Annotated in this window: 23 protein-coding genes; 15 read left to right on the forward strand and 8 right to left on the reverse strand. The window is 73.3% G+C overall.

Annotated features, from left to right (window positions below; translation table 11 throughout):
- Positions 1–17: 17 nt before the first annotated feature.
- Positions 18–659 carry a TetR family transcriptional regulator gene (locus LNK82_RS39305; RefSeq protein WP_230571948.1) on the reverse strand — a complete coding sequence of 214 codons (642 nt, stop codon included), beginning with the start codon at positions 657–659 and terminating at the stop codon, positions 18–20.
- Positions 660–744: 85 nt separating this feature from the next.
- Here LNK82_RS39305 and LNK82_RS47295 point away from each other — a divergent pair, with 85 nt between their 5' ends.
- From LNK82_RS47295 to LNK82_RS39330, 5 genes are all read left to right on the forward strand, one after another.
- Positions 745–1,497 carry an MSMEG_6728 family protein gene (locus LNK82_RS47295; RefSeq protein WP_308257456.1) on the forward strand — a complete coding sequence of 251 codons (753 nt, stop codon included), beginning with the start codon at positions 745–747 and terminating at the stop codon, positions 1,495–1,497.
- A 23-nt stretch (positions 1,498–1,520) separates the two neighbouring features.
- Entirely contained in the window at positions 1,521–1,958 is a 438-nt protein-coding gene (locus LNK82_RS39315) for a DoxX family protein (protein WP_230571949.1), read from the forward strand.
- An 88-nt stretch (positions 1,959–2,046) separates the two neighbouring features.
- Positions 2,047–2,886 (forward strand): SDR family oxidoreductase, encoded by an 840-nt coding sequence (locus tag LNK82_RS39320; RefSeq protein ID WP_230571950.1) that lies wholly within the window; start codon positions 2,047–2,049, stop codon positions 2,884–2,886.
- A 134-nt stretch (positions 2,887–3,020) separates the two neighbouring features.
- Positions 3,021–3,452, forward strand: coding sequence for a YciI family protein (locus LNK82_RS39325; RefSeq protein WP_230571951.1), 432 nt, complete (start codon positions 3,021–3,023; stop codon positions 3,450–3,452).
- 61 nt (positions 3,453–3,513) lie between these two features.
- Complete coding sequence (locus LNK82_RS39330; protein ID WP_230571952.1) at positions 3,514–4,758, forward strand: RNA polymerase sigma factor; 1,245 nt, start codon at positions 3,514–3,516, stop codon at positions 4,756–4,758.
- Here the strand turns inward: LNK82_RS39330 and LNK82_RS39335 are convergent.
- Complete coding sequence (locus LNK82_RS39335; RefSeq protein ID WP_230571953.1) at positions 4,732–5,196, reverse strand: SRPBCC family protein; 465 nt, start codon at positions 5,194–5,196, stop codon at positions 4,732–4,734. The genes LNK82_RS39330 and LNK82_RS39335 overlap by 27 nt on opposite strands.
- Positions 5,193–5,501: an ArsR/SmtB family transcription factor gene (locus LNK82_RS39340; RefSeq protein ID WP_308257457.1), complete on the reverse strand. Its 309-nt coding sequence runs from the start codon at positions 5,499–5,501 to the stop codon at positions 5,193–5,195. Before LNK82_RS39340 ends, LNK82_RS39335 begins: the two co-directional genes overlap by 4 nt.
- Before the next feature lie 134 nt (positions 5,502–5,635).
- Between LNK82_RS39340 and LNK82_RS39345 the strand changes: the two genes are divergently transcribed.
- Positions 5,636–6,034: a hypothetical protein gene (locus LNK82_RS39345; RefSeq protein WP_230571954.1), complete on the forward strand. Its 399-nt coding sequence runs from the start codon at positions 5,636–5,638 to the stop codon at positions 6,032–6,034.
- Between the two features lie 4 nt (positions 6,035–6,038).
- Here the strand turns inward: LNK82_RS39345 and LNK82_RS39350 are convergent, their stop codons facing one another.
- Complete coding sequence (locus LNK82_RS39350) at positions 6,039–7,097, reverse strand: PLP-dependent cysteine synthase family protein (protein ID WP_230571955.1); 1,059 nt, start codon at positions 7,095–7,097, stop codon at positions 6,039–6,041.
- Between the two features lie 155 nt (positions 7,098–7,252).
- Here LNK82_RS39350 and LNK82_RS39355 point away from each other — a divergent pair, with 155 nt between their 5' ends.
- From LNK82_RS39355 to LNK82_RS39370, 4 genes are all read left to right on the forward strand, one after another.
- Complete coding sequence (locus LNK82_RS39355) at positions 7,253–7,609, forward strand: YbaB/EbfC family nucleoid-associated protein (RefSeq protein WP_230571956.1); 357 nt, start codon at positions 7,253–7,255, stop codon at positions 7,607–7,609.
- Complete coding sequence (locus tag LNK82_RS39360; protein ID WP_230571957.1) at positions 7,606–7,905, forward strand: hypothetical protein; 300 nt, start codon at positions 7,606–7,608, stop codon at positions 7,903–7,905. Before LNK82_RS39355 ends, LNK82_RS39360 begins: the two co-directional genes overlap by 4 nt.
- A 15-nt stretch (positions 7,906–7,920) precedes the next feature.
- The gene (locus LNK82_RS39365) at positions 7,921–8,967 is read left to right on the forward strand and encodes a WXG100-like domain-containing protein (protein WP_230571958.1); all 1,047 of its coding nucleotides are present in this window, start codon (positions 7,921–7,923) and stop codon (positions 8,965–8,967) included.
- A 97-nt stretch (positions 8,968–9,064) separates the two neighbouring features.
- Positions 9,065–9,595 (forward strand): DUF6328 family protein, encoded by a 531-nt coding sequence (locus LNK82_RS39370; RefSeq protein WP_230571959.1) that lies wholly within the window; start codon positions 9,065–9,067, stop codon positions 9,593–9,595.
- On the opposite strand, the gene LNK82_RS39375 is transcribed toward LNK82_RS39370, so the two are convergent.
- A complete protein-coding gene (locus LNK82_RS39375; protein WP_230571960.1) occupies positions 9,512–12,193 on the reverse strand; it encodes an ATP-binding protein in 2,682 nt (893 codons plus the stop codon). The two genes, LNK82_RS39370 and LNK82_RS39375, sit on opposite strands and share 84 nt — an antisense overlap.
- Positions 12,194–12,619: 426 nt before the next feature.
- On the opposite strand from LNK82_RS39375, the gene LNK82_RS39380 reads away from it, so the two are divergent.
- From LNK82_RS39380 to LNK82_RS39395, 4 genes are all read left to right on the forward strand, one after another.
- On the forward strand, positions 12,620–13,138 hold the full coding sequence (locus LNK82_RS39380; protein WP_230571961.1) for a hypothetical protein: 519 nt from the start codon (positions 12,620–12,622) through the stop codon (positions 13,136–13,138).
- Positions 13,139–13,211: 73 nt separating this feature from the next.
- A complete protein-coding gene (locus LNK82_RS39385; RefSeq protein ID WP_230571962.1) occupies positions 13,212–14,507 on the forward strand; it encodes a PepSY-associated TM helix domain-containing protein in 1,296 nt (431 codons plus the stop codon).
- Positions 14,508–14,620: 113 nt separating this feature from the next.
- Positions 14,621–15,754 (forward strand): MFS transporter, encoded by a 1,134-nt coding sequence (locus tag LNK82_RS39390; RefSeq protein ID WP_230571963.1) that lies wholly within the window; start codon positions 14,621–14,623, stop codon positions 15,752–15,754.
- 43 nt (positions 15,755–15,797) lie between these two features.
- Positions 15,798–16,961 carry an alginate lyase family protein gene (locus tag LNK82_RS39395; protein WP_230571964.1) on the forward strand — a complete coding sequence of 388 codons (1,164 nt, stop codon included), beginning with the start codon at positions 15,798–15,800 and terminating at the stop codon, positions 16,959–16,961.
- Between the two features lie 170 nt (positions 16,962–17,131).
- Here the strand turns inward: LNK82_RS39395 and LNK82_RS39400 are convergent, their stop codons facing one another.
- Complete coding sequence (locus LNK82_RS39400) at positions 17,132–18,418, reverse strand: isocitrate lyase/PEP mutase family protein (protein WP_230571965.1); 1,287 nt, start codon at positions 18,416–18,418, stop codon at positions 17,132–17,134.
- Positions 18,419–18,482: 64 nt separating this feature from the next.
- On the opposite strand from LNK82_RS39400, the gene LNK82_RS39405 reads away from it, so the two are divergent.
- Positions 18,483–19,160: an ArsR/SmtB family transcription factor gene (locus tag LNK82_RS39405; protein ID WP_230571966.1), complete on the forward strand. Its 678-nt coding sequence runs from the start codon at positions 18,483–18,485 to the stop codon at positions 19,158–19,160.
- Here LNK82_RS39405 and LNK82_RS39410 read toward each other — a convergent pair.
- Positions 19,157–19,906, reverse strand: coding sequence for a PP2C family protein-serine/threonine phosphatase (locus tag LNK82_RS39410; protein ID WP_230571967.1), 750 nt, complete (start codon positions 19,904–19,906; stop codon positions 19,157–19,159). The genes LNK82_RS39405 and LNK82_RS39410 overlap by 4 nt on opposite strands.
- Positions 19,907–19,972: 66 nt before the next feature.
- Complete coding sequence (locus tag LNK82_RS39415; protein ID WP_230571968.1) at positions 19,973–21,028, reverse strand: ROK family transcriptional regulator; 1,056 nt, start codon at positions 21,026–21,028, stop codon at positions 19,973–19,975.
- Positions 21,029–21,065: the final 37 nt, after the last annotated feature.

Here is a 21,065-nt window from a genome sequence, read left to right on the forward strand (position 1 = left end):
CTTAAGGCCTCCGCGGGTCAGGACCGGGCCACCAGGCCGACCAGTTGGTTCACCAGGCCCTCCGTCAGGCCCTCCCGCACCAGCTCGCCCGCCGGCGGCCCGCCCAGCTCCCGCATCACCTGCGCCACCGCGTCCGTCGGGTTGGCGTGCGGCCACAGGCCGGCCGTCATGACCAGCACCGCGCGGGCGAAGTGCCGCGCCGCCGCCTCGTCCAGCACCGGCACCCTCGCCCGCACGATCTCCGCCAACCGGGTCGTGTGCGCGTGCGCCCGCCGCTTGAACACGCGCGCGAAGTCCACCGGGATGTTGCGCTCCAGCACCCCGCCCATGCCGCTGACCAGCTCGCACAACAACCGGCGGCGCAGCAACGTCGTCGCGATCGCCGTCGCCACCTCCTCCGCGTCGACGGCGGGCGCCACCGCCGCCTCGACCTCGTCCAGCCAGGCGCCCCACTCCTGGTCGAGCACCTCGAGGAAGATCGCCTCCCGGCTGTCGAAGTACCGCAGCACGTTCGACTTCGCGAGCCCGACCCGGTCGCTCAGCTCGCGCAGGCTGATGTCGGCGACGGACCGCTCCCGCAGCATCGCGCACGCCGTGTCGAGGATCGCGCGCCGCCGCTGCTCCACCTGCTCCGGCCGCCGGGCGCGCTTGAACTCCACCGCCGCAGGCTAACAGCCCACCGGTCTTTTGCCAGTCCTGGCGACCGGCGCGCTTGACCGGCCGCACGCGGGGTAGCCGGCCGGTGTGCAGACGTTCCTGCCGTGCGCGACCTTCGCCCGCAGCGCCGCCGTGCTCGACTCGCGGCGGCTCGGCAAGCAGCGCGTGGAGACCGCCCAGATCCTGCGCGCCCTGGTCTGGCCCGAGTACGGCTGGAAGCGGCACCCCGCGGTGCTGATGTGGCGCGGCTTCACCCCCGCGCTGGTCGCCTACGGCGTGGCCGTGTGCGACGAGTGGCGACGGCGCGGCCACCGCGACGGCCTGCGGGCCGCGTTCCTCGACTACACCGGCGGCCGGGAGCCGACGTGGTCGTGGTGCCTGGCCGAGGGGCTGCTCCCGCCCTGGCTCGGCGACGACGACCTGCACCGCAGCCACCGGTCCGCGCTCCTGCGCAAGGACCCCGACCACTACCGCCCGCTGTTCCCCGACGTCCCGGACGACCTCGACTACGTCTGGCCCGCGCCGGTGTTCCCGCTGGACGTCCCCGACACGCCGGGCCTGATCGCGTGCCGCGTCGACCGCCCTGCCCTGCCCGACGACGACCACCCACCGCCACCGCCGCTCGACCACCGGCCCGGCCCGTCGGTCGCCCGGCTGCCCGGCGAGGCCGACCTGGCGGCCGTGCGCGCCGAGGCGGCCGACCCGCGCCGGGTCCGCTTCTTCCGCCGCGGCCAACGCCTACCGGCCCCGACCAGCCGTTTCACCCTCCGTCTCGACTTCCCGGAAAAAAGTTCGGCGGACGTGTCGATCCGGAGGGGTCCCCGTTCGTCGCGTGAGTAAGACCACGAGATGGGGAGCCCGACATGACCACGACGACCGACACCCGCCGCGCCGCCGCCCAGACCACCACCGCCACCACCAGGCGCAACGACCTGGTGCTCGCCGCCTTCCGCGTCGTCGTGTCGTTCCTGTTCGGCCTGCACGGCCTGCAGGGCCTCGGGTTCCTCGGTGGCGTCGACGGCCAGGGCACCGCCGTCCCGTTCGGCTCGTGGCCGGGCTGGTACGGCAGCGTGATCGAACTGGTCGGCGCCGTCCTGGTGCTGGTCGGCCTGGCCGCGCGCCCGGCGGCGTTCGTGCTGTCCGGCGTCATGGCCTACGCCTACTTCACCGTCCACCAGCCGGAGGCCCTGCTGCCGATGCACAACATGGGCGAGCTGGCCGCCGTCTACAGCTGGGTGTTCCTGCTGCTGGCCGTCCTCGGCCCGGGCGCCTTCACGGTCCAGCGCGCCCTGCGCCGCTGACCCCCGCACGCACCACGAGGGCGCGCCTCCACCCGGAGGCGCGCCCTCAGGCGTGTTCAGAGCGCACCCGCCTGGGCACCCTGGGGGCATGGCCGAGAACCCGATCAAGTACCCGGGGTTGACCGACGACGTCCACCCCACCCCGGACCACGGCGAGGCGACCTACCGCGGCACGGGACGGCTCACCGACAAGAAGGCCGTCATCACCGGCGGCGACTCCGGCATCGGCCGCGCCGTCGCACTGGCGTTCGCGCGCGAGGGCGCCGACGTGCTCATCTCCTACCTGCCCTCCGAGGAGAAGGACGCCCGCGACACCGCGCGGCTCATCGAGGAGGCCGGGCGCAAGGCGGTCACCGTGCCCGGCGACCTGACGGAGGAGTCGCACTGCGCGGCCGTCGTGGCGCGCGCGGTCGAGGAGTTCGGCCGGATCGACGTCCTGGTCAGCAACGCCGCCTACCAGATGGCGCAGGACGGCGGCCTGCTCGACATCACCACCGAGCAGTTCGACCGCGTCATGAAGACGAACGTGTACGCGATGTTCTGGCTGTGCCGGGCGGCCGTGCCGCACATGCCCGAGGGTTCCTCGATCATCACCACGTCGTCCATCCAGGGGTTCCAGCCCTCCTTCCAGCTCCTCGACTACGCCACCAGCAAGGCGGCGATCGTGAACTTCACCAAGGGCCTGGCGCAGAACCTGGTGGACCGGAAGATCCGGGCGAACTCGGTCGCGCCCGGTCCGGTGTGGACGCCGCTCATCCCGGCCACCATGCCGCCGGAGAAGGTGGAGAGCTTCGGCGAGCAGTCGCCCATGGGCCGCGCTGGCCAGCCCGCCGAGCTCGCCCCGCTGTACGTCTTCCTGGCCTCCGCCGAGTCGAGCTACATCACCGGCGAGGTCGTCGGCGTGACCGGAGGCTCGCCCATCACGTGAAAACCACTGGTCAGCGGCCCGCGAAAAAATCTTGGAAAAAACTTGGTCCCCGATGTCGATCCACGCCCCCGCTCGTTCGTCGCGTCTGCAGAGGCCAGGATGGACCGGCCAGGCGAACCGACAGGGAGATCGAAATGCGTTTCATGGTGATCGTGAAGGCGAACGAGAACACCGAGGCCGGCGCCCAGCCCACCGAGGCGGAGCTGAACGCGATGGGCGCGTTCAACGAGGAGCTCGTCAAGGCGGGCGTGCTGCTGGCGGGCGAGGGGCTGCACCCCAGCTCCAAGGGCGCGCGGGTCTACTTCTCCGGTGACAAGCGCACCGTGGTCGACGGCCCGTTCGCCGAGACCAAGGAGCTGATCGCCGGTTTCTGGCTGCTGGAGCTCAAGTCGCTGGAAGAGGCGGTCGAATGGGTCAAGCGGGTGCCGAACCCCACCGGCGACGAGTCCCAGATCGAGATCCGGCAGGTCTTCACCGAGGACGACTTCGTCAACGCCTCGCAGGAGCTGAAGGACCGCGAGCGCGAGCTGCGCGCCGAGCAGGAGGCCCGCGCCGCCCGGGGCTGACCGGGGCTGACCGGGCACGCCGCTTGCCGACGCGCATCGGTAGCTGATCTGATTCCAGGTCGTGACGGCTACCGATGCGCGTCGAGCGGTCGAGGCGGTGTGGCGGATCGAGTCCGCCCGCCTGATCGCGGGGTTGGCGCGGATGGTGCGCGATGTCGGCCTCGCCGAGGAACTGGCGCAGGACGCGCTGGTCAGCGCCCTGGAGCAGTGGCCGGAGCACGGCGTGCCGCGCAACCCCGGCGCGTGGCTGATGACCGCGGCGAAGAACCGGGCCGTCGACCTGATCCGGCGCAACCAGAACTACCGGCGCAAGCTCGAGCAGATCGGGCGGGACACCGGGGCCGACCACGTCCCGGACGCCGCCGCCGGAGTCGGTGGGATCGACGACGACCTGCTGCGGCTGGTGTTCACCGCGTGCCACCCGGTGCTGTCCACCGAGGCGCAGGTGGCGTTGACCCTGCGCATGCTCGGCGGCCTGACCACCGACGAGATCGCCCGCGCGTTCCTGGTGCCCGAGGCCACCGTGGCGCAGCGGATCGTGCGGGCGAAGAAGGCGCTGGCCAAGGCCGGCGTCCCGTTCGAGGTGCCGGCGGAGGACGAGCGGGACGCCCGGCTCGCGTCCGTGCTCGGCGTGATCTACCTGATCTTCAACGAGGGCTACTCGGCCACCGCGGGCGACGACTGGATGCGCCCGGCGCTGTGCGCGGACGCGTTGCGGCTGGGCCGGGTGCTGGCCGGCCTGATGCCGCGCGAGCCCGAGGTGCACGGCCTGGTGGCGTTGCTGGAGGTCCAGGCGTCCCGGGCCAAGGCCCGCGTCGGTCCCGACGGCGAGCCCGTGCTGCTGCTGGAGCAGAACCGGGCCCGCTGGGACCAGCTGCTGATCCGCCGCGGGCTGGACGCGCTGGCGAAGGCCGAGTCGCTGGGCGGCGCGGGCGGGCCGTACGCGTTGCAGGCGGCGATCGCCGCGTGCCACGCGCGTGCCCGCGTGCCGGAGGACACCGACTGGACCCGCATCGCCGGCCTCTACGAGCGGTTGTCGCTGGTCGCGCCGTCACCGATCGTGGAGCTGAACCACGCGGTGGCGATCGGGATGGCGTTCGGCCCGGCGGTCGGGCTGGAACTGGTGGACGAGCTGGTCGACGAGCCCGCGCTGAAGGGCTACCACCTGCTGCCGAGCGTGCGCGGCGACCTGCTGGCCAAGCTGGGCAGGCACGCCGAGGCGCGGGAGGAGTTCGAGCGGGCGGCCGGGATGACCCGCAACGAACGGGAGCGCAGGCTGCTACTCGACCGCGCCGCCGCCTGCTAGCGCCCTGCCGAGGTTGTCCAGCAGCTCGGTGGTGCCGCGCTCGCGGTACTCGACCCTGTCGTGGCCGTCGAGGAACGCGCCCGACTCGGTGTAGACGAGCCGCGTGCCGCCGCCCGAGGGGGTGAACTCCACCGTGGCGACGGACACCGAGATGCGCGTGTCCTCCATGTGCATCTCGTAGGTCGTGACGATCCGCTCGTCGGGCACGATGTCCTGGTAGCGGGCCGCGTAGTGGAAGACCTTGCCGCCCGGCTGCCCGCCGCTGACGCGCTCCTCGCCGCCGACGCGGAAGTCCTGCTCCAGCGGCTTGGCCACCCACTCGTCCGGGCCGACGAACCACCGCGACTTCGCCTCGGGGGTCGCCCAGGCGGCGAAGACCGCGGCGGGCGGCGCGTCGTAGTCGCGCTCCAGCGTGAACGTCGCGTGCTCCACGGTCATGACTGCTCCTTCAGGTAGTCGTCGAGCCGGTCGAGCCGGCTCTCCCAGGTCGTGCGGCGCTCGGTGATCCACTGCTCGGCCTGGCGCAACGCGGACGGCACGACGTGGCAGGTCCGCACCCGCCCGACCTTCTCGGTCCGCACCAGGCCGCTGGCCTCCAGCACTTGCAGGTGCTGGACCACCGCAGGGAGGGACATCTCCAACGGCTTCGCCAGCTCGCTGACCGACGCGGAGCCCAGGGTCAACCGCTCGACCATGGACCGCCGGCTCGGATCGGCGAGCGCGTGGAACACTTGGTTAAGCACCTACTTAAGTATCCGCGCCCCACCGCCGATGTCAACCTCTCGCGGCGCCGCCCTCGAAGCGCCCCGTCGGATGACCGTGCGGCCGGAAAAACCGCTCGGCCACCGGCGTGCCACCCCGGTACCGTCCGGCGGACGTGATCGACGGAGAGGTGGCGGTGGTGCGGAAGAGCCCGCAGGAGAAGAAGCGGCTGAGCTACGCCAAGGACCGCCGCAACACCTACGGCGAGAACGACAAGAGCTCCCGCAGGAACATCCCCCTCAGCAAGCGGCTCGCCCACCGCGCCGACCGGCACCACGCCGACCAGGCGCTGCGCGCGGTGCTCGGGCGGGCCGACGAGGCGTCGGCCGACCACGCCGAGCAGGTCGCGCGCGACCGTCGGCCCGCGTGGTTCCGCAAGCACCCCGACGCGCCGCTGGGCGAGGTCGTCGCGGACCGGCTGCGGGAGCGCGTGCAGGCCGGCATGGACCAGCAGGAACGGGCCGAGGCCCGGTTGGCGCGCGTGCGGCGGCACTACCGCCGGACCACGCCCTGACCGGTCACGGCCACGTGCCGTCCTCGGTGAACCGGGTCAGCGCGGCCGTCGGCCCGGTCAGGTCCCAGCCCCGGGCGGCCACCCAGCCGTCGTCGTAGTACGTGTCGGCGTACGGCAGGCCGGAATCACCCAGCACCATCACCACCGCGCCGCTCCCACCGCGCGCCCGCATCCCCGCCACCAGGTGGAACGCGCCGACCAGGCACGCGCCCGCCGACGGACCCGCGACCAACCCGGCCACCGCGCGGAGGTGGCGGGTCGCGGCCACGCTGACCGCGTCCCGCACCGGGATCACCAGGTCCACCACCTCGCCGTCGAACGGCGGCTCGACCCGCGGCCGCCCGATCCCCTCGATCCTCGACGGCAGGCCGGTCGCGTAGTCGGCGCAGTCGGTGGTCCAGCCGGGGAAGTACGCGGAGTTCTCCGGGTCCACCACGGCCAGCCTGGTCGGGTGGCCGTGCCGGCGCAGGTGGCGGCCGATCGCGCGCGACGTCGCACCCGTGCCCACGCCCGTCACGACCCACGCGGGCGCGGGGCGGCCGAGCCGGTCCAGGTCGCGCAGCACCTCGGCGGCCAGGTTCCACCCGTCGTCGCGGTCCACCGCGCCGCCCAGGGCGGCCAGGTGGTCGAGGTGGTGGCCGCCGGTCTCCTCGGCCAACCGCGCGGCCCGTTCGTAGACCGCCAACGGCGGGTCGAACGGCAGCCAACGCCCACCGTGCGCCTCGATGCGGTCGAGCTTGGCCCTGCCGGTCCGCCTCGGCACCACGGTGGTGAACGGCAGGCCGAGCATCCGCGCGAAGTACGCCGTGGCCACGGCCAGGTTGCCGCTGGTGGCCTCGACCAGCGGAGTGCCCTCGGCGACCAGGCCGCGCCGCAGGGCGTCCAGCAGCAGGGCACGCGCGAACCCGTGCTTCAGGCTGCCGGTGGGGCGCAGCGACTCGTCCTTGACGAACAGCTCGACCGAACCGTCCCCAGGCAAGGGGAAGCGCCGCAACGGCGTCGGCTCCTCGTCCGCACGGGAGGCCTCCAGCGACGCGATCGCGGCCCGGGCCCACTCCGTCACGGCTTCGATGCTACCGAGGAGGCGGCGGACGACCACGGCGGCAACCATCGCCGGTCGCACGGGTGGCCGGAACCTGTCAGCGCGCCCCGACGGGCCCGGGACCTGACCCACACTCCGTTCGAACGCCCCAGCAGCCGCACGGGAACGAGGGCCGAATGAACCCGGTCGACCACGAACGCCTCGCCGACGAGGTGAAGACGATCCAGCGCGAGCTGGCCGAGGTCCGGGCGACCGCCGAGTCCGACGACGGCCTCGTCACCGCCGTCGTCGGCGGTCGCGGCGAGGTGATCGAGCTGGGCCTGGACCCGCGGATCTACCGGACCGCCGACTCCGCCGCCCTGGCGACGACCATCACCGCCACCATCCACCGCGCGGTGGCACGCGCCCAAGCCGAGGTCTTCACGCTGGTGCGCCGGTTCCTGCCGGCCGACGCCACCCCGAAGACGGCCGACCTCGACTTCGACCCCTTCCTGACCTCCCTCGACCGCGCCGCCGAACGGGGCGCCCGATGAGCGGCGTCGAGCTCTCGCCCGAGGCCGCCCTCTTCGAGCTGAACGGGATCGACGTCGAGGGCAAGCTCGCCACCGACGCCTGGCGCGGCCACCGCGCCACGATCGACGCGGGCGAGGCGGGCATCGGCGCCGGTCCGCTGGCCGACGCGTTCCGCTCGGTCTACGTGCCGGAGCCCGTGAAGCAGGGCGCCGACCGCGCGTTGGCCGCCGTGCCCGCGGTCGTCAAGGCGGGTCAGGACGGTGTGGCCGACTACGTGGCCGCCGACCAGCGCGCCGCCGCGGGTTTCCCGCGCTGATCGGGAGGACTCTGCATGCCCATCGGGGAACCGACCAGCGCCCTGGGCCTGTGGCCGGCGGTCAAGGCGATCACCGGCTGGCCGGAGACCGACGAGACCGCGGCGGTCGACCTGTTCTTCGGCTGGCGGGACGCCGCCGCGGCCGTCCACGCGCTCAGGTCCACCAACGTGAGCGGGCTCGCCGGCGCTTGGCCGGACCCGGCGGGTCAGGCGTTGCTGGGCAAGCTGGGCGAGGTGTTCGCCGCGCTCGGCGCGGTCGAGCAGGACATGAACGAGCTCGCCGGGCGGGCCGGGCGGTTCGCGCTGGAGGTCGAGGGGGTCAAGAACTACATCCGCGACGCCGTCCACCTCAACCTCGTCAACTTCGGCATGGCCGCCGCGCTGCCCCCGGTCATCGGACGCCGCATCCAGGAGCAGATCGTCGCCGACCTGGCATCCGCCATCGCCGCGGAGATCACCGCCTCCGCCGAGCGGATCAAGGCGCCGGGGCCGATCGACCACCGGCAGATCATCGAGCAGTTGGCCGCGGCACGAGGCCTCGGCGAGCACGCCCTGCACCTCGTCCAGGACAACGCGAACACGATCAGCGCGCTGGCCGACGTCAGCGGCGACGCGAGCACCGGCCTCAGCGTCGCGAGCGACGCGGCGCTGCTGGCAGGTCCGGCGGGCGCCATCCCGAAAGCGGGGCTCGAAGCCGTGTCGACCGCGCTGGGCTGGGGCGCCCTGATGGGCCACACGCTCGCCTACCTGGGCGGGGCGAACGTGCCGCCGGAGACGTTCCTGCTCGACGTGGTGGGACTGGCTTCCCCGCTCGGCACCCCGGTCCTGCTCGCCCACCTCGGCGTCGACGCGGCCGAGTACGTCAGTGGCCAACCGACGTCCACCATCGTCGACGACTACCACAAGTACTGGCGGCCGACCGGCGAGGCGGTCAGCGGCATCGACCCGCTGCTGGGGTCCTACAACCCGGTGCTGAACGCCTCGGCGGCGGGCGGAGAGCTCGACGCGGACCGACGGCCGGAACTGCTGGAGGAGCGGGCCCGGTCGCGAGGTGACGGCTGACCGCACCGCCGACGCGACGGGGAAACGGCTCGGGCGCACGCAGGTCCCGCCGGTACCGTTCGGCCCGAACCGGCTGGGAGGAGGCGATGGTGCGCAGGTGCCCTCAGGAGACGAGACCCACTTCCAGCGGATCGACCGGAACTACGGGGAGATCCTCCAGGAGATGCGGGTCGCGCAGACCGGTGTCCAGCTGCTGCTGGCGTTCCTGCTCACGTTGGCGTTCACGCCGAGGTTCGGCAGCCTCAACACCTTCCAGCTCGACGTCTACGTGCTGAGCCTCGTGCTCGGCGCGACCTCGACCGCGCTGCTGATCGCGCCCGCGCCGTTCCACCGCCTGGTGTTCCGCCGCCGGCTCAAGACGCAGCTCGTGCGCACGTCGAGCCACCTCCTGCTGGCGGGGCTGGTGCTGCTCAAGCTCGCGCTCGCCGCCGCGCTGCTGCTGATCCTCGACGTGGTCCTCGGCCGGTGGCCGGCCGTGTGGATCACCGCGGGCATCGTCGCCTGGTTCAGCTTCTGGTGGTACCTGCTGCCGTTGCGCTACCGACTAGCCCGACGCACCCAGGTGCCGGATGCCCTCGCGGGCGATGTCGGTGCGCGACCGCACCCCGAGCTTCGCGAGCACGTGTGACACGTGCGTGGCCACCGTGCGGCCGGAGAGGAACAGCCGTTCCCCGATCTGCCGGTTCGACAAGCCGGACACGACCAGCTCGGTGACCTTCAGCTCCATCGGCGTGAGGCTCTCCCACCCGTGCGTGGCCCGCCGGTGCTTGGCGTGCGGGCCGCGCCGGATGCCGTGCTCGCGCAACCGGGCCAGCAGCCGGGTCGAGTCCCACTCCGCGCCCAGCTCCGCGTGCACGTCCACGGCGTGGCTCAACGCCGCCCGCGCCGACGTCCGGTCGCCCGCCGCCGCGAACAGCTCCGCCGCCGCCGACAGCGCCTTGGCCCGGAACAGCGGCCGGCCCGCCACCCGGTACTCCTCGGCCGCGTGCAGCAGCCCGACCGGGTCGGCGGACACCAGCGCCCGGCAGTAGGCGGCGGACGCCCGGCGGTGCGGCACGGCCGGTTCCGCGGTCGGCGGCTCGGCGGCCAGCGACTCGGCGTGCGCGACCGCGGCGGAGGCGTCCTCGCCCAACTCGACGGCCAGCCGCACGAAGTCCGGCAGCAGGTCCTCCGCGCCGTGCCACCCGGTCAGCACCGACCACGCCTCGCCCACCCGGCCCGCCTGCTCCAGCGACAGGCTCACGGCCAGCGCCAACGGCCCGATCACGTGCCCTTCCAGTCCGGTGCCCGCCGCGTCGAGGTGCCGCCGCGCCCCCGCCGCGTCACCGCGGTGCAGGTGGATCAACGCCGCCACGCCGTGGTCGCACCGCGACACCATCGGGTGCTTCAGGTCGTCGGCCAGCAGGTCCACGTCGACCAGCGCCTCGTCCCACCGGCCCGCGTCCAGCAACAGCTGGCCCAGCGCGCTCTGCGCCTGCCCGAGCCGCACGAGGTTGCCGACCTGGTCGGCCGCGTGCCGGACCACCTGCGCGGACGCGATCGCCTCCGCGCCCCGGTCCAGCTCGCCCAACGTCACGGCCTGGTTGATCTGCAGCAGCAGCCGCAGGTCCGACGTCGCAGGCTCGCCCATGGCCACCGCCAGCGCCCGGTCGAACAGCGGCAGCGCCTCGGTCATCCGGCCGCGTGCCATCGCGACGATCGTGCGCACGTGCAGCGCCCAACTCGTGGCCCACCGGTCGCCGCCGACCAGCGCGGCCTGCGCGAGCCGTTCGGCGTCGTCCAGCCGGCCGATGTCCCAGTGCGCGCGGGCGGCCAGCACGAGCAGCCGCGTCCGGTCCGACGGCGTGACGTCCGGCGCCGCGAGCGCGCGCTCCACCTCCAGCAACGTCTCCGCCGAACGCCCGGTCATGCTGCGGCACTGCGCCAACGTCCAGTGCAGGTCGACGAGCGTCCCGTGCTCCAGCCCGGCCAGCGCGACGGCTTCCGCGCCGTGGTGGTCGCCCAACCGGAACCGCGCCTCGGCCAGGTGCGCCAGCAGCACGCCGCGCCGGCCGCCGGTGTTCGGCGCGACCACGACCCGGCTGAACAGGTCCACGGCGGCCTCGGGCGCGTGCGCGACGAGCATCGAGCCGTGCCGGACCAGCCAGTCCGCCACCCAGTCGGGCAGCCGGTCGTCGGCGGCGAGCAGCTGCCGGGTCACCCGGTCCACGCCCGCGCCGGTGTCGGCCAACGCCCGGGCCGCCTCGGTGTGCCACGCGCCCCGGGCCGCCTCGGGCACCTCGTCGTACAGCGCGGTGCGCACCAGCGGGTGCCGGAACGACAGGCCGGCCGTGCCGTCCACCAGCACGCCCGCCACGGTCGCCTCCTGCAACGCGGGCAGCAACTCCACCACGCGCACGCCGAGCACGGCGGCCAGGTCGGCGACCGGGAAGTCGACGCCGAGCAGCGCGGCGGCCACGAGCACCCGCCGCACGTCCGCGCCGAGGAACCCGATCCGGTCCGCGATGGCGGCCGACAGCGACGGCGGCACGCCTGCGTCCACCAGCCGGGCCGTGCCCGTGGCGTCGACCTGGATCGCGGACCCGCGCACCAGCGCCTCGACCAGTTCGACCAGGTAGAGCGGGTTGCCGCCGGCGTCCTCGGCCAGCCGCGCCAACGCCTCGTCGGGCGTGCCGCCGACCAGTCGGCCGGTCACCTCCACCACGTCGGCCGGCGCGAGGCGCGGCAGCGGCAGCCGGGTCACGCCCTTGCGCAGCGCGGCCACGTCGTCGCGGCGCGGCAACGGCCGCAGCACGCCGATCAGCAGCAGCGGCAGTTGCGGCACGAGGCCCGCCAGCCGCCGCCACACCGCGATGCTCGCCTCGTCCGCCCACTGCAAGTCGTCCAGCACCAGCACCACGGGGCCGATCGCGCACAGGTCGTCCACGCGTGCCAGCAGGCGTTCGGCGGTGACCGCGGCGCTCTCCGACCGGGCCACGGCGAGCGCGTCCAGCAGGGGTAACAGCGGCAGCGCGCGGCCGAGCTCGTCGCCCGCGCCCCGGCACACCCGGAAGCCGCGGGCCGCCGCGACCTCGCACGCCGCGCGGACCAGCGCCGTCTTGCCGATGCCCGCCTCGCCCTCGACGAGCAGCGCGGTGCCCCGCCCCTGGGCCAGGTCGTCCACCAGCGCCGAGAGGCGGCCGAGTTCGCGCTCGCGGCCGGCGAGACGCAGGGTGACGGCACGCACACCGTGAGAATACGGCGCTAACGACAGGTTAACAAGATGTTACATTGCGTGGCTATTAACCTGATTGTCAACTGGTTAGCCGTTTGTTCACACCGATTCCGCTCCGCGTCCCTCCGACTGCTGCCACGGTAATCGCCGGAATTCCCCGTCCCCGTCGACTGGAGAACGCATGCGAATCGCCCGAGTGCTCATCGCCGCCCTGCTGGTCGCCGTCTTCACGACCGCCGCGGATCTCTCCACCAGCCCGTTCGGCGGAATGCCCTACAACTGACCGGCGATATTCCACCCGAATGGGGAACATTCCACACGACCGGTGCGGATGACGACGAATAGGGGTCGTCCGGACAACGGAGTCCGGCGAGCCCGTCGTCGTGCCGGACATCAGTTCTTCTTCCGCCCTGGACGAGGCCACTACGCTGCGGAAGCGTGGCACCGGCCCCGACCCGAGGCGCCGCGCGCGTGGTGCGCTGCGGCGCGGTCGGGCTGTCCACCGGGCTGCTGGCCGTGCTCGCCCACGCGAGCGGCGGCCACCTGCCGTCCCTGCCGCACGTGCTGGTGTTCGCCCTGGCCATCGCGTGGACGTGCGTGCCGCTGACCGACCGGCAACTCGGGTTCACCGAACTCCTCGGCCTGGTCGGCGTGGTGCAGGTGGCGGCGCACGTGTTCCTGGCCGTGCTCTCGCGGCACCCGCGCGAGGTGCTCCCGTCGCCGTCGATGCTGCTGGCCCACCTCGTCGCCACCGGGATCGTCGTCGCGGCACTGGCGGGCTTCGAGCAGGCCGTGTTCCGGCTGGCCGCCGCCATCGCGGCCGTGCTGCCGCGCAGGCTGGGCGCGCCGCCCGCGTTCGCGCCGCTGCGCATCCCGATCGCCGCGCACCCGCAGCAGCCCCTGTCCGAGGTGCTGCGCCGCCGCACGGTGCCCCGTCGCGGCCCGCCCCGCTCCTAGGTATCCGCACCTCCCCACCACCGTCCCGCCTCGCGGGACCGGTGGCATTCCCCGATACCCAGGAGTTCCCGCCATGACCGAGTCCTGGCGCGGCCTCGTGCTGCGCTTCCACTTCTACGCGGGCGTGCTCGTCGGCCCGTTCGTGCTGATCGCCGCCCTCACCGGTGTGCTGTACGCCGCGACACCGCAGCTGGAGTCGTGGCTCTACTCCGACCAGCTCCGCGTGCCCGAGTCGTCGTCGTCCGTGCCGTTGTCGCAGCAGGTGAAGGCGGCCGTGGCCACGCGGCCGGACGACGAGCTGGTCGCCATCCGCCCCGCGCCCGAGCCCGGCGCGACGACCCGCGTGCTGTTCGCCTCCGACGGGGACGCGCGGCCGACCGTGTTCGTGAACCCCGCCGACGGCGCCGTGGTCGGCGAGCTGATGACCTACGGCACCAGCGGCGTGCTGCCGTTGCGCACCACCATCGACCAGATCCACCGCAACCTGCTGCTCGGCGAGCCCGGTCGGCTCTACAGCGAGCTGGCCGCGTCCTGGCTGTGGGTCGTGGCGCTGGGCGGCTTGTTCCTGTGGTTCAGCCGCCGTCGGACCCAGCGCACGAAGCCGACCACGCGCAAGCACGCGACCGTCGGCCTCTCCGTGCTGGTGGGCGCGCTGTTCCTGTCCGCGACCGGGTTGACGTGGTCGGCCTACGCCGGTGAGAACGTCGCCGCCGTCCGCCAGGCGCTCGACTGGACCACGCCGGCGCTGGAAGGCGGCGGCGACCACGCCGGGCACGACATGTCCAACCCCATCCCGGTGATGCCGGGTGAGGTCGACTCGGTGCTGACCCACGCCCGTTCGGCGGGCATCGACGCCGGGCTCATCGAGATCACCGTGCCGCCGATGGCGGGCATGGCCTGGAACGTCACCGAGATCAACCGCGCCTGGCCGACGCAGGTGGACGCGGTCGCGATCTCCGGCGGGCAGGTGGTGGACCAGGTGAGGTTCGCCGACTACCCGGTGGCGGCGAAGCTGACCCGGTGGGGCATCGACCTGCACATGGGCGTGCTGTTCGGCTGGCCCAACCAGCTCCTGCTGCTGGCCGTCGGGCTCGGCCTGGTGGCGTTGGTGGTCCTCGGCTACCGGATCTGGTGGCTGCGCCGGCCGACCGCCGGCTTCGGCCGGCCGGTGCCGCGCGGGCAGTGGCGGAAGGTGCCGCGGGCGCAGCTCGTGGCCGTGCTGGTGGTGGCCGCCGCCGTCGGCTGGTTCATCCCGCTGCTCGGGCTGAGCCTGCTGGTGTTCCTGGCGGTCGACGCCGTGCCGGCCGTGCGGTCGCGGCGGCGGAAGTCCGGTGAGCCGGCTCCGGAATCGTCGCCGGTGGCCGGGTAGAAAACGGCGCGACGGCCGAGCCGGGAGCGGGTTAACGTCCAACCATGCGCTTCGGTTGACGCCCCGTACCGCCCCCGGCTCGGCCGCTGGCCCGCCTGACGGTGGGTTGGGCGGTGCTGGCCGACACCGTGCCGATCTACCCGCTGTACGCGCTGCTGTTCGTGTCCACCGGGTTGTCGGACGCCGAGGTCTCCGCGCTGTTCGCGATCTGGTCGACGGTCGCGGTCGTGGCGGAGGTCCCGTTCGGCGCGTTCGCGGACCGGTTCTCGCGGAAGTGGTCGGTCGTCGGCGCCGGCGTGTGCCAGGCGGCCGGGTACGCGTTGTGGACCGCGCTGCCCGGGTTCACCGGATTCGCCGTCGGTTTCGTGCTGTGGGGCGTGGGCGGGGCGATGTCGTCCGGCGCGCTGGAAGCGCTGCTGCACGACGGGTTGGCGGCGGTCGGTGCTTCGGCGCACTTCGGGCGGGTGCTCGGCCGCGTCACGGCGGTCGGGCTGCTGGCGCAGATCCCGGCCGCGCTGCTGGCCGTGGTGCTGTTCTCGGCGGGCGGGTTCGCGCTCGTCGGGTGGGTGAGCGTGGCGACGTGCCTCGGCGCGGCGCTGGTGGCGACCCGGCTGCCGGAGACGCCGCGACCGGAACCGTCGGGCTACCTGGCCGTGTTGCGGTCCGGGCTGGCGGAGACCGTGCGCGCGGTGGACGTGCGGCTCGCCGTGCTGGTGGTGGCGGTGTTGGCGGCACTGGACGCGTTCGAGGAGTACTTCCCGCTGGTCGCGGCGGGCTGGGGCGTGCCGGTGGCGTTGGCGCCGCTGGCGACGTTGGCGATCCCGTTGGCCGGTGCGGCGGGTGCGGCGTTGGGTGGGACGCGGCTGCCGTCGGGCGTCCTGCTGGGTGGTGCGGCGGTGTTGTTGGGGGTGCTGGGCGTGGTCGCGCACCCGTTCGGGCTGGCGGGTCTGGCGGTGTACTACGGGGTGTACAGGCTGGTGTGGGTGAGCGCGGAGGCGCGGTTGCAGTCGCGGATCACCGGTGACGCGCGGGCGACCGTGACGTCGGTGGCGGGGCTGGGCAGCGAGGTGTTCTCGTTCGCCGTGTACGGGGCTTGGGTGTTCGGCGGCGTGGTCGCGGTGGCGGTCGTGGTGCTCGTGCCGGCGTTGTTGCTGCCGCTTTCCGGCCGTTCGCTTTCCGGCCGTTCGCGATACGGCCGGTCGCGCTCCCGGCCGGAACCGGACGACGCGGTCGTTTCACCACCGTGAACGGTGTTGACGAATGTGGTCCAGACCACACAAGCTCGGGGTCATGGTCGGCAAATCGCTCTTCACCGCCGCGTTGGTGGCGGTCGGCTTGGTGGTGGCGCCCGCGCAGTCCCCGGCGGCGCCCGCCACGTTCACCCACCCCGGGGTGTTGGTGAGCAAGGGACAACTGGACTTCGTCCGGGCCAAGGTGAACGCGGGCGCGCAGCCGTGGCGGGGTGCGTTCGACCAGATGGTGGCGCACCCGTTCGCCTCGCTGTCACGCGTGCCGAAACCGCGGGCGGTGGTGGAGTGCGGGTCGTACTCCAACCCCAACTACGGGTGCACGGACGAGCGTGAGGACGCGTTGGCCGCGTACACGACGGCGTTGGCGTGGTACGTGACGCGGGACGGCCGTTACGCGGCGAAGGCGATCGAGATCATGGACGCGTGGTCGGCGACGATCCGTGACCACACCAACAGCAACGCGCCGTTGCAGACCGCGTGGGCGGGCTCGTCGTGGCCGCGTGCGGCGGAGATCATCAAGCACGTGCACGGGAACTGGCCGAACTCGGGCCGGTTCGCGACCATGCTGCGCGAGGTCTACCTGCCGGAGATCGTCAACGGGCGTGCGTCGACGAACGGCAACTGGGAACTGTCCATGATGGAGGCGACGCTCGGGATCTCGGTGTTCCTGGAGGACCGGGCGGTGTACGACAAGGCCGTGTCGATCTTCCGGACCCGGATGCCCGCGTACGTCTACCTGACCACCGACGGAGCGCTGCCGCGCACGCCGCCGGGCAGTGGCATCGACACGCGTGACGAGATCGTCTCGTACTGGCACGGGCAGACCACGTTCGTGAACGGGCTGTCGCAGGAGACGTGCCGCGACTTCGCGCACACCGGCTTCGGCCTGGCCGCCGCCGCGCACATCGCCGAGACCACCCACCACCAGGGCCAGGACCTGTGGCCGGAGGTCCGTGAACGCCTGCGTCACGCCTACGGCCTGCACTCCCGGTACCAGCTCGAACCGATGCCGACCTGGCTGTGCGGCGGCACCCGCACACAGGCCCTGGGCCCGACGACCGAAGTGGCCTTCAACGCCCTCAACACCCGCCTGGGCATCGCCATGACGAACACCCAAACCCTGACCGAACGCCAACGCCCCGCCGCCACCGACCGCCTGTTCGTCGCCTGGGAAACCCTGACCCACGCCACCAACCCCTCCTAACCCCCGCGCGTGTCGAACCTCCAAGTCCCGCGTGTCGAACCTCCGGGACCGGCGTGTCGAACCTTCGGGACCCCCGAGTTCAACGTTCAGGTCAGGGCCGCTCGTCCTGAGCGTTGAATTCGGAGGTCCTGAGCGTTCGACACGCGGGACCTGAGCGTTCGACACGCGGGTCAGGAGGTGGAGAGGGATTGGGTTTCGGGGTAGGTGGGGAGGTCGGTGGGGGTCGGGGTGCCGGAGCGGACGGCGCGGGCGGTGTCGACGGCGGCGGCCAGGGCGGCGCGGAACGGGAGCGAGCCCGTGCTCACGCGGCGGACGCCCAGGTCGCGGAGGGTGGCGGTGGGCAGTGACGGCAGGGTGTTCAGCGGAACGTCGAGCGCGGCGACGGCGGCGGCGATCCCGGACTCCTCGGCGAGGCCCGGGATGAAGACGCCGTCCGCACCCGCGTCGACGTAAGTCCGGGCGCGGGTCAGGGTCGACGCACGGTCGACGCCCAGCCAGTGGGTGTCCACGCGGGCGTTGACGAACAAGCCCGGCGCGGCCTCCTTGAACGCACGGACGATCCGCGCGTGATCAGCCGGCTCCGCCAGCCCCGACCCACGCCCGTCCTCCACGTTCACCCCCGCGACCCCGAGCTCCCACAGCTCCGCCGCCAACGCACGCACGTCACCCCCGAACCCCGCCTCCACGTCCACCGTCACGGGCACCGGCAGCCGCACCAACACCCGCGCCAACGCCACCGTCTCCGCCCGCGCCGCCCCCGCCGCGTCCGGCAGCCCGTGCGCCACCGCCACACCCAGGCTCGTCGTGCCCACCGCCCCGAACCCGGCCCGCACGAACGCCGCCGCCGACGCGAAGTCCCACGCGTTCGGCAGCACCAGGAACCCGTCGTGCATCCGGTGGAACGCCCGCGCACCCTCCACCAGCGCCAACGCGTGCGCCCGCCCCGGGCACGCGTGCCGCCCACCACCGAACCACGCCTCGCCCAGGTCCACCTCCACCACCGACCCGTCCGGCGCGACCCGCCGCGTCACCGGCACCGGAGGCTCGACCCCCCCCAGCAACCCCCGGGGCGCGCCGGCCGCCGGCCCCCGCCCCCCCATCAGGTTCGCCGTCCCCTCGTCCCACGCCCCACCGCACGCCGCGACCAACCGCGCCACCGCCTCGTCGGCCTCAACGGTCACGTCGACGTGCGGCTGGTAGCACGACGCCACCACCGCGACGTCCGACGCGACGGACCGCGGCAGCCCCAACGCCTCCGCCAGCACCGCCACCGGCTCACCCGCCCGCCGCAACGCCCCGGGATCCACAGTGGACAGCACCCGCTCCACCGACGCCCGCCGCCGCACGTGGTCGTCACCCTCGCTGAACCGCGCCACCGACGACCGCAGCCAAGCCACCCCGGCCGCCGCCGCGGGCACGGGCGGAACCACGTAAGACGAATCCCACAGCTCGTTCATGCCGCCAACGTAAGCCGCCATCACATCGGCCGACGCCGAACCGTCACGGGCGCACAATGGCCCCATGGCCGCAGACGAACTGGCGAACCTGGCCGCGCTGCTGGCCGACCGCAGCCGCGCCCGCTTCCTGCTCGCGCTGATGGACGGCCGGGCCTGGACGTCGAGCGAACTGGCCGAGGCCGCCGACGTGGCGCCGTCCACGGCCAGCGAGCACCTGACCCGCCTGGTCCAAGCCGGTCTCCTCGCCGAACGCCGCCAGGGCCGCCACCGCTACGTCCGGCTCGCCGGTCCGAAGCAGGCCAGGCTGCTCGAGGACCTGCTCGCCTACCTGGGCCCCACCGACCCGCCGGCCCGCACGCTCCGCGCGTCCACCGCCAACCAGGCGCTGCGCCGCGGCCGGACGTGCTACGACCACCTGGCCGGACGCCTCGGCGTGGCCATCACCGACGCCATGACGGCCCGCGGCCTGCTCACCGACGACCTCGCCCTCACCGACGACGGCCTCACGTGGCTCAAGGACGAACTCGCGTTCACCCCGCCGGCCACCCGCCGCCCGCTGGCCAAGGCGTGCCTGGACTGGACCGAGCGCCGCTCCCACCTCGCGGGCACGGCGGGCGCGCACGTGTGCGCCCACCTGCACGCCCAGGACTGGGTGCGCGGCATCGGCACGAGTCGCGCCGTGCGCCTCACGCCCACCGGCGAAGCGGCGCTGCGCGACCTCCTCGGCGTCTCAGCCCTCTAGCGCGTCAGCCACTTCGGCAGCCACGACGAGTTGCCCGCCGGCAGCACGTCCACCACGACGCAGGTGATGTTGTCCGGCCCGCCGCGCGCGTTGGCCGCCTCGATCAGCGTCCGCACGACCTCGTCGCCGTCCGCGGACGCGGTCAGCAGCGCGGCGATCTCCGCCGGGCCCACCACGTCCGACAGCCCGTCCGAGCAGATCAGGTACCGGTCGCCCGCCTCGACGTCGGTGAAGAACAGGTCCGGGTCGTGCGCGCTGCCCGCCTGCAACGCGCGCATCAGCATGGACCGGCCGGGGTGCTCGGCGGCCTGCTCCGCGGCCATCCGCCCGTCGTCCACCAGCGCCTGGACCATGGTGTGGTCGCGGGTGACCTGGGTCAGCTCGCCCTCGCGGACGACGTAGCACCGCGAGTCGCCGATGTGCCCGACCGCGAACCGCTCGCCGTCCCACAGCAGCGCGGTGAGCGTGGTGCCCATGCCGCGCATGTCGAAGTTCTCCTCGGCCAGGTCGGTCAGCCGGATCGCGATCTCCCGGGCCGCGCCGGCCAGCTCGCCGAGTGGGTCGTCGGCATCGACGTCGAGGTCGGCCAGCACCGCCACCGCGATCGAACTCGCCACTTCGCCGTACGCGTGCCCGCCCATGCCGTCGGCGACGGCGAACAGGCGTTCGCTGAAGTACACGGAGTCCTCGTTCGCTTCACGGCGCAGGCCGGGGTCGGTGCCGACGGCGTACCGGAGCGCATACATGCCGCACAGTGAATCACCCGCACGGGTGCCCGTGAGCAGGGCATGTCCCAATTCGGCCGGCTCCGGTCAGCGAGGACGGCCGTAGAACTCGCTCAGCAGGAGCATCGCCGCCCCCGCCGCGACCACGTCTTCACCCAATGGGGTGATCGACACGTCCACCGGCAACCACTCGTCCTTGGGCAGTCTGGCGCGCACGCCGTCCAGGTAGGCGGCGGGTTCGGCGAGCACCGCGCGACCGGCCAGCACCACGTGGTCGATGTCGAGCAGCTGCACCAGGTCGGCCACCGCGACGCCGACGACGGACGTGGCCTCGACCAGGTCGCCCCGGGCGGCGGCGAGGTTGTGCAGCGCCTCGATGCACCCGCTGCGCCCGCACACGCACGGCGGGCCGTCGAGCTGGATGGTGGTGTGCCCGTACTCCCCGGCGTTGGTCCGCACGCCCCGGTGCACGCGGCCGTCGAGGAGCATGCCGATGCCCAGACCCGTGCCGACGAGCACGAGCACGGCGTCCCGCAGCTCCTCGCCGCGCCGCCACGCCTCGGCCACCACCGCCGTGTTCGTGTCCTTGTCGAGCACGACCGGCAGGCCGAGCCGCCGTTCGGCCAACGCGCGCAGCGGCACGTCCTGCCACTCGGACAGGCCGGTCGGGTAGTGCACGACGCCCGTGCGGTGGTCCAGCGGGCCGACGAACCCGATGCCCACCCCGAGGAGCCGGTCGCTGCGGAGCCGGTCGCTGCGCAGGCCGTCGACCAGCCGGTGCAGTTCCGCCACGAACGTCGGCGGGTCGAAGTCGCGCGGCAGCGGCGCGACCGCGCGGTCGAGCACGGTGCCCGCGAGGTCGGTCAGCACGACGCGCAGCTCGTCGCGCTCGACCTGGGCGCCGAGCGCGAGCCTGCTGTCGGCGACGAGCTTGAGCAGGGTGCGCGGCTTGCCGACGCCCACGTTGCGGGTGCCGGACTCGACCAGCAGGCCGTCGTCGATGAGCCTGCTCACCACTTTGGACACCGCCTGCGGCGTGAGCCCGCTGCGGTCGGCCAGCTCCACCCTGGTCACGGCGCCGGATCTGGCCAACCCGAGCACCACCGCGTCGTTGTACCCCCGCAGGAAGCGCAAGTTGGCCACGGGTCCATCATCGCACCTGGCTTTTACTACACGCCGT

This window comes from Saccharothrix luteola, assembly GCF_020859565.1.
GTDB lineage: Bacteria > Actinomycetota > Actinomycetes > Mycobacteriales > Pseudonocardiaceae > Actinosynnema > Actinosynnema luteola.

Bases quoted from the DNA above. Each gene is read 5' to 3' on its own strand.
- LNK82_RS39405 (WP_230571966.1), top strand. From the start codon at position 18,483: ATGGCCGCAGACGAACTGGCGAACCTGGCCGCGCTGCTGGCCGACCGC.
- LNK82_RS39355 (WP_230571956.1), top strand. From the start codon at position 7,253: ATGAACCCGGTCGACCACGAACGCCTCGCCGACGAGGTGAAGACGATC.
- LNK82_RS39410 (WP_230571967.1), bottom strand. From the start codon at position 19,906: ATGTATGCGCTCCGGTACGCCGTCGGCACCGACCCCGGCCTGCGCCGT.
- LNK82_RS39320 (WP_230571950.1), top strand. From the start codon at position 2,047: ATGGCCGAGAACCCGATCAAGTACCCGGGGTTGACCGACGACGTCCAC.
- LNK82_RS39360 (WP_230571957.1), top strand. From the start codon at position 7,606: ATGAGCGGCGTCGAGCTCTCGCCCGAGGCCGCCCTCTTCGAGCTGAAC.
- LNK82_RS39385 (WP_230571962.1), top strand. From the start codon at position 13,212: ATGACCGAGTCCTGGCGCGGCCTCGTGCTGCGCTTCCACTTCTACGCG.
- LNK82_RS39365 (WP_230571958.1), top strand. From the start codon at position 7,921: ATGCCCATCGGGGAACCGACCAGCGCCCTGGGCCTGTGGCCGGCGGTC.
- LNK82_RS39325 (WP_230571951.1), top strand. From the start codon at position 3,021: ATGCGTTTCATGGTGATCGTGAAGGCGAACGAGAACACCGAGGCCGGC.
- LNK82_RS39395 (WP_230571964.1), top strand. From the start codon at position 15,798: ATGGTCGGCAAATCGCTCTTCACCGCCGCGTTGGTGGCGGTCGGCTTG.
- LNK82_RS39315 (WP_230571949.1), top strand. From the start codon at position 1,521: ATGACCACGACGACCGACACCCGCCGCGCCGCCGCCCAGACCACCACC.
- LNK82_RS39335 (WP_230571953.1), bottom strand. From the start codon at position 5,196: ATGACCGTGGAGCACGCGACGTTCACGCTGGAGCGCGACTACGACGCG.
- LNK82_RS39400 (WP_230571965.1), bottom strand. From the start codon at position 18,418: ATGAACGAGCTGTGGGATTCGTCTTACGTGGTTCCGCCCGTGCCCGCG.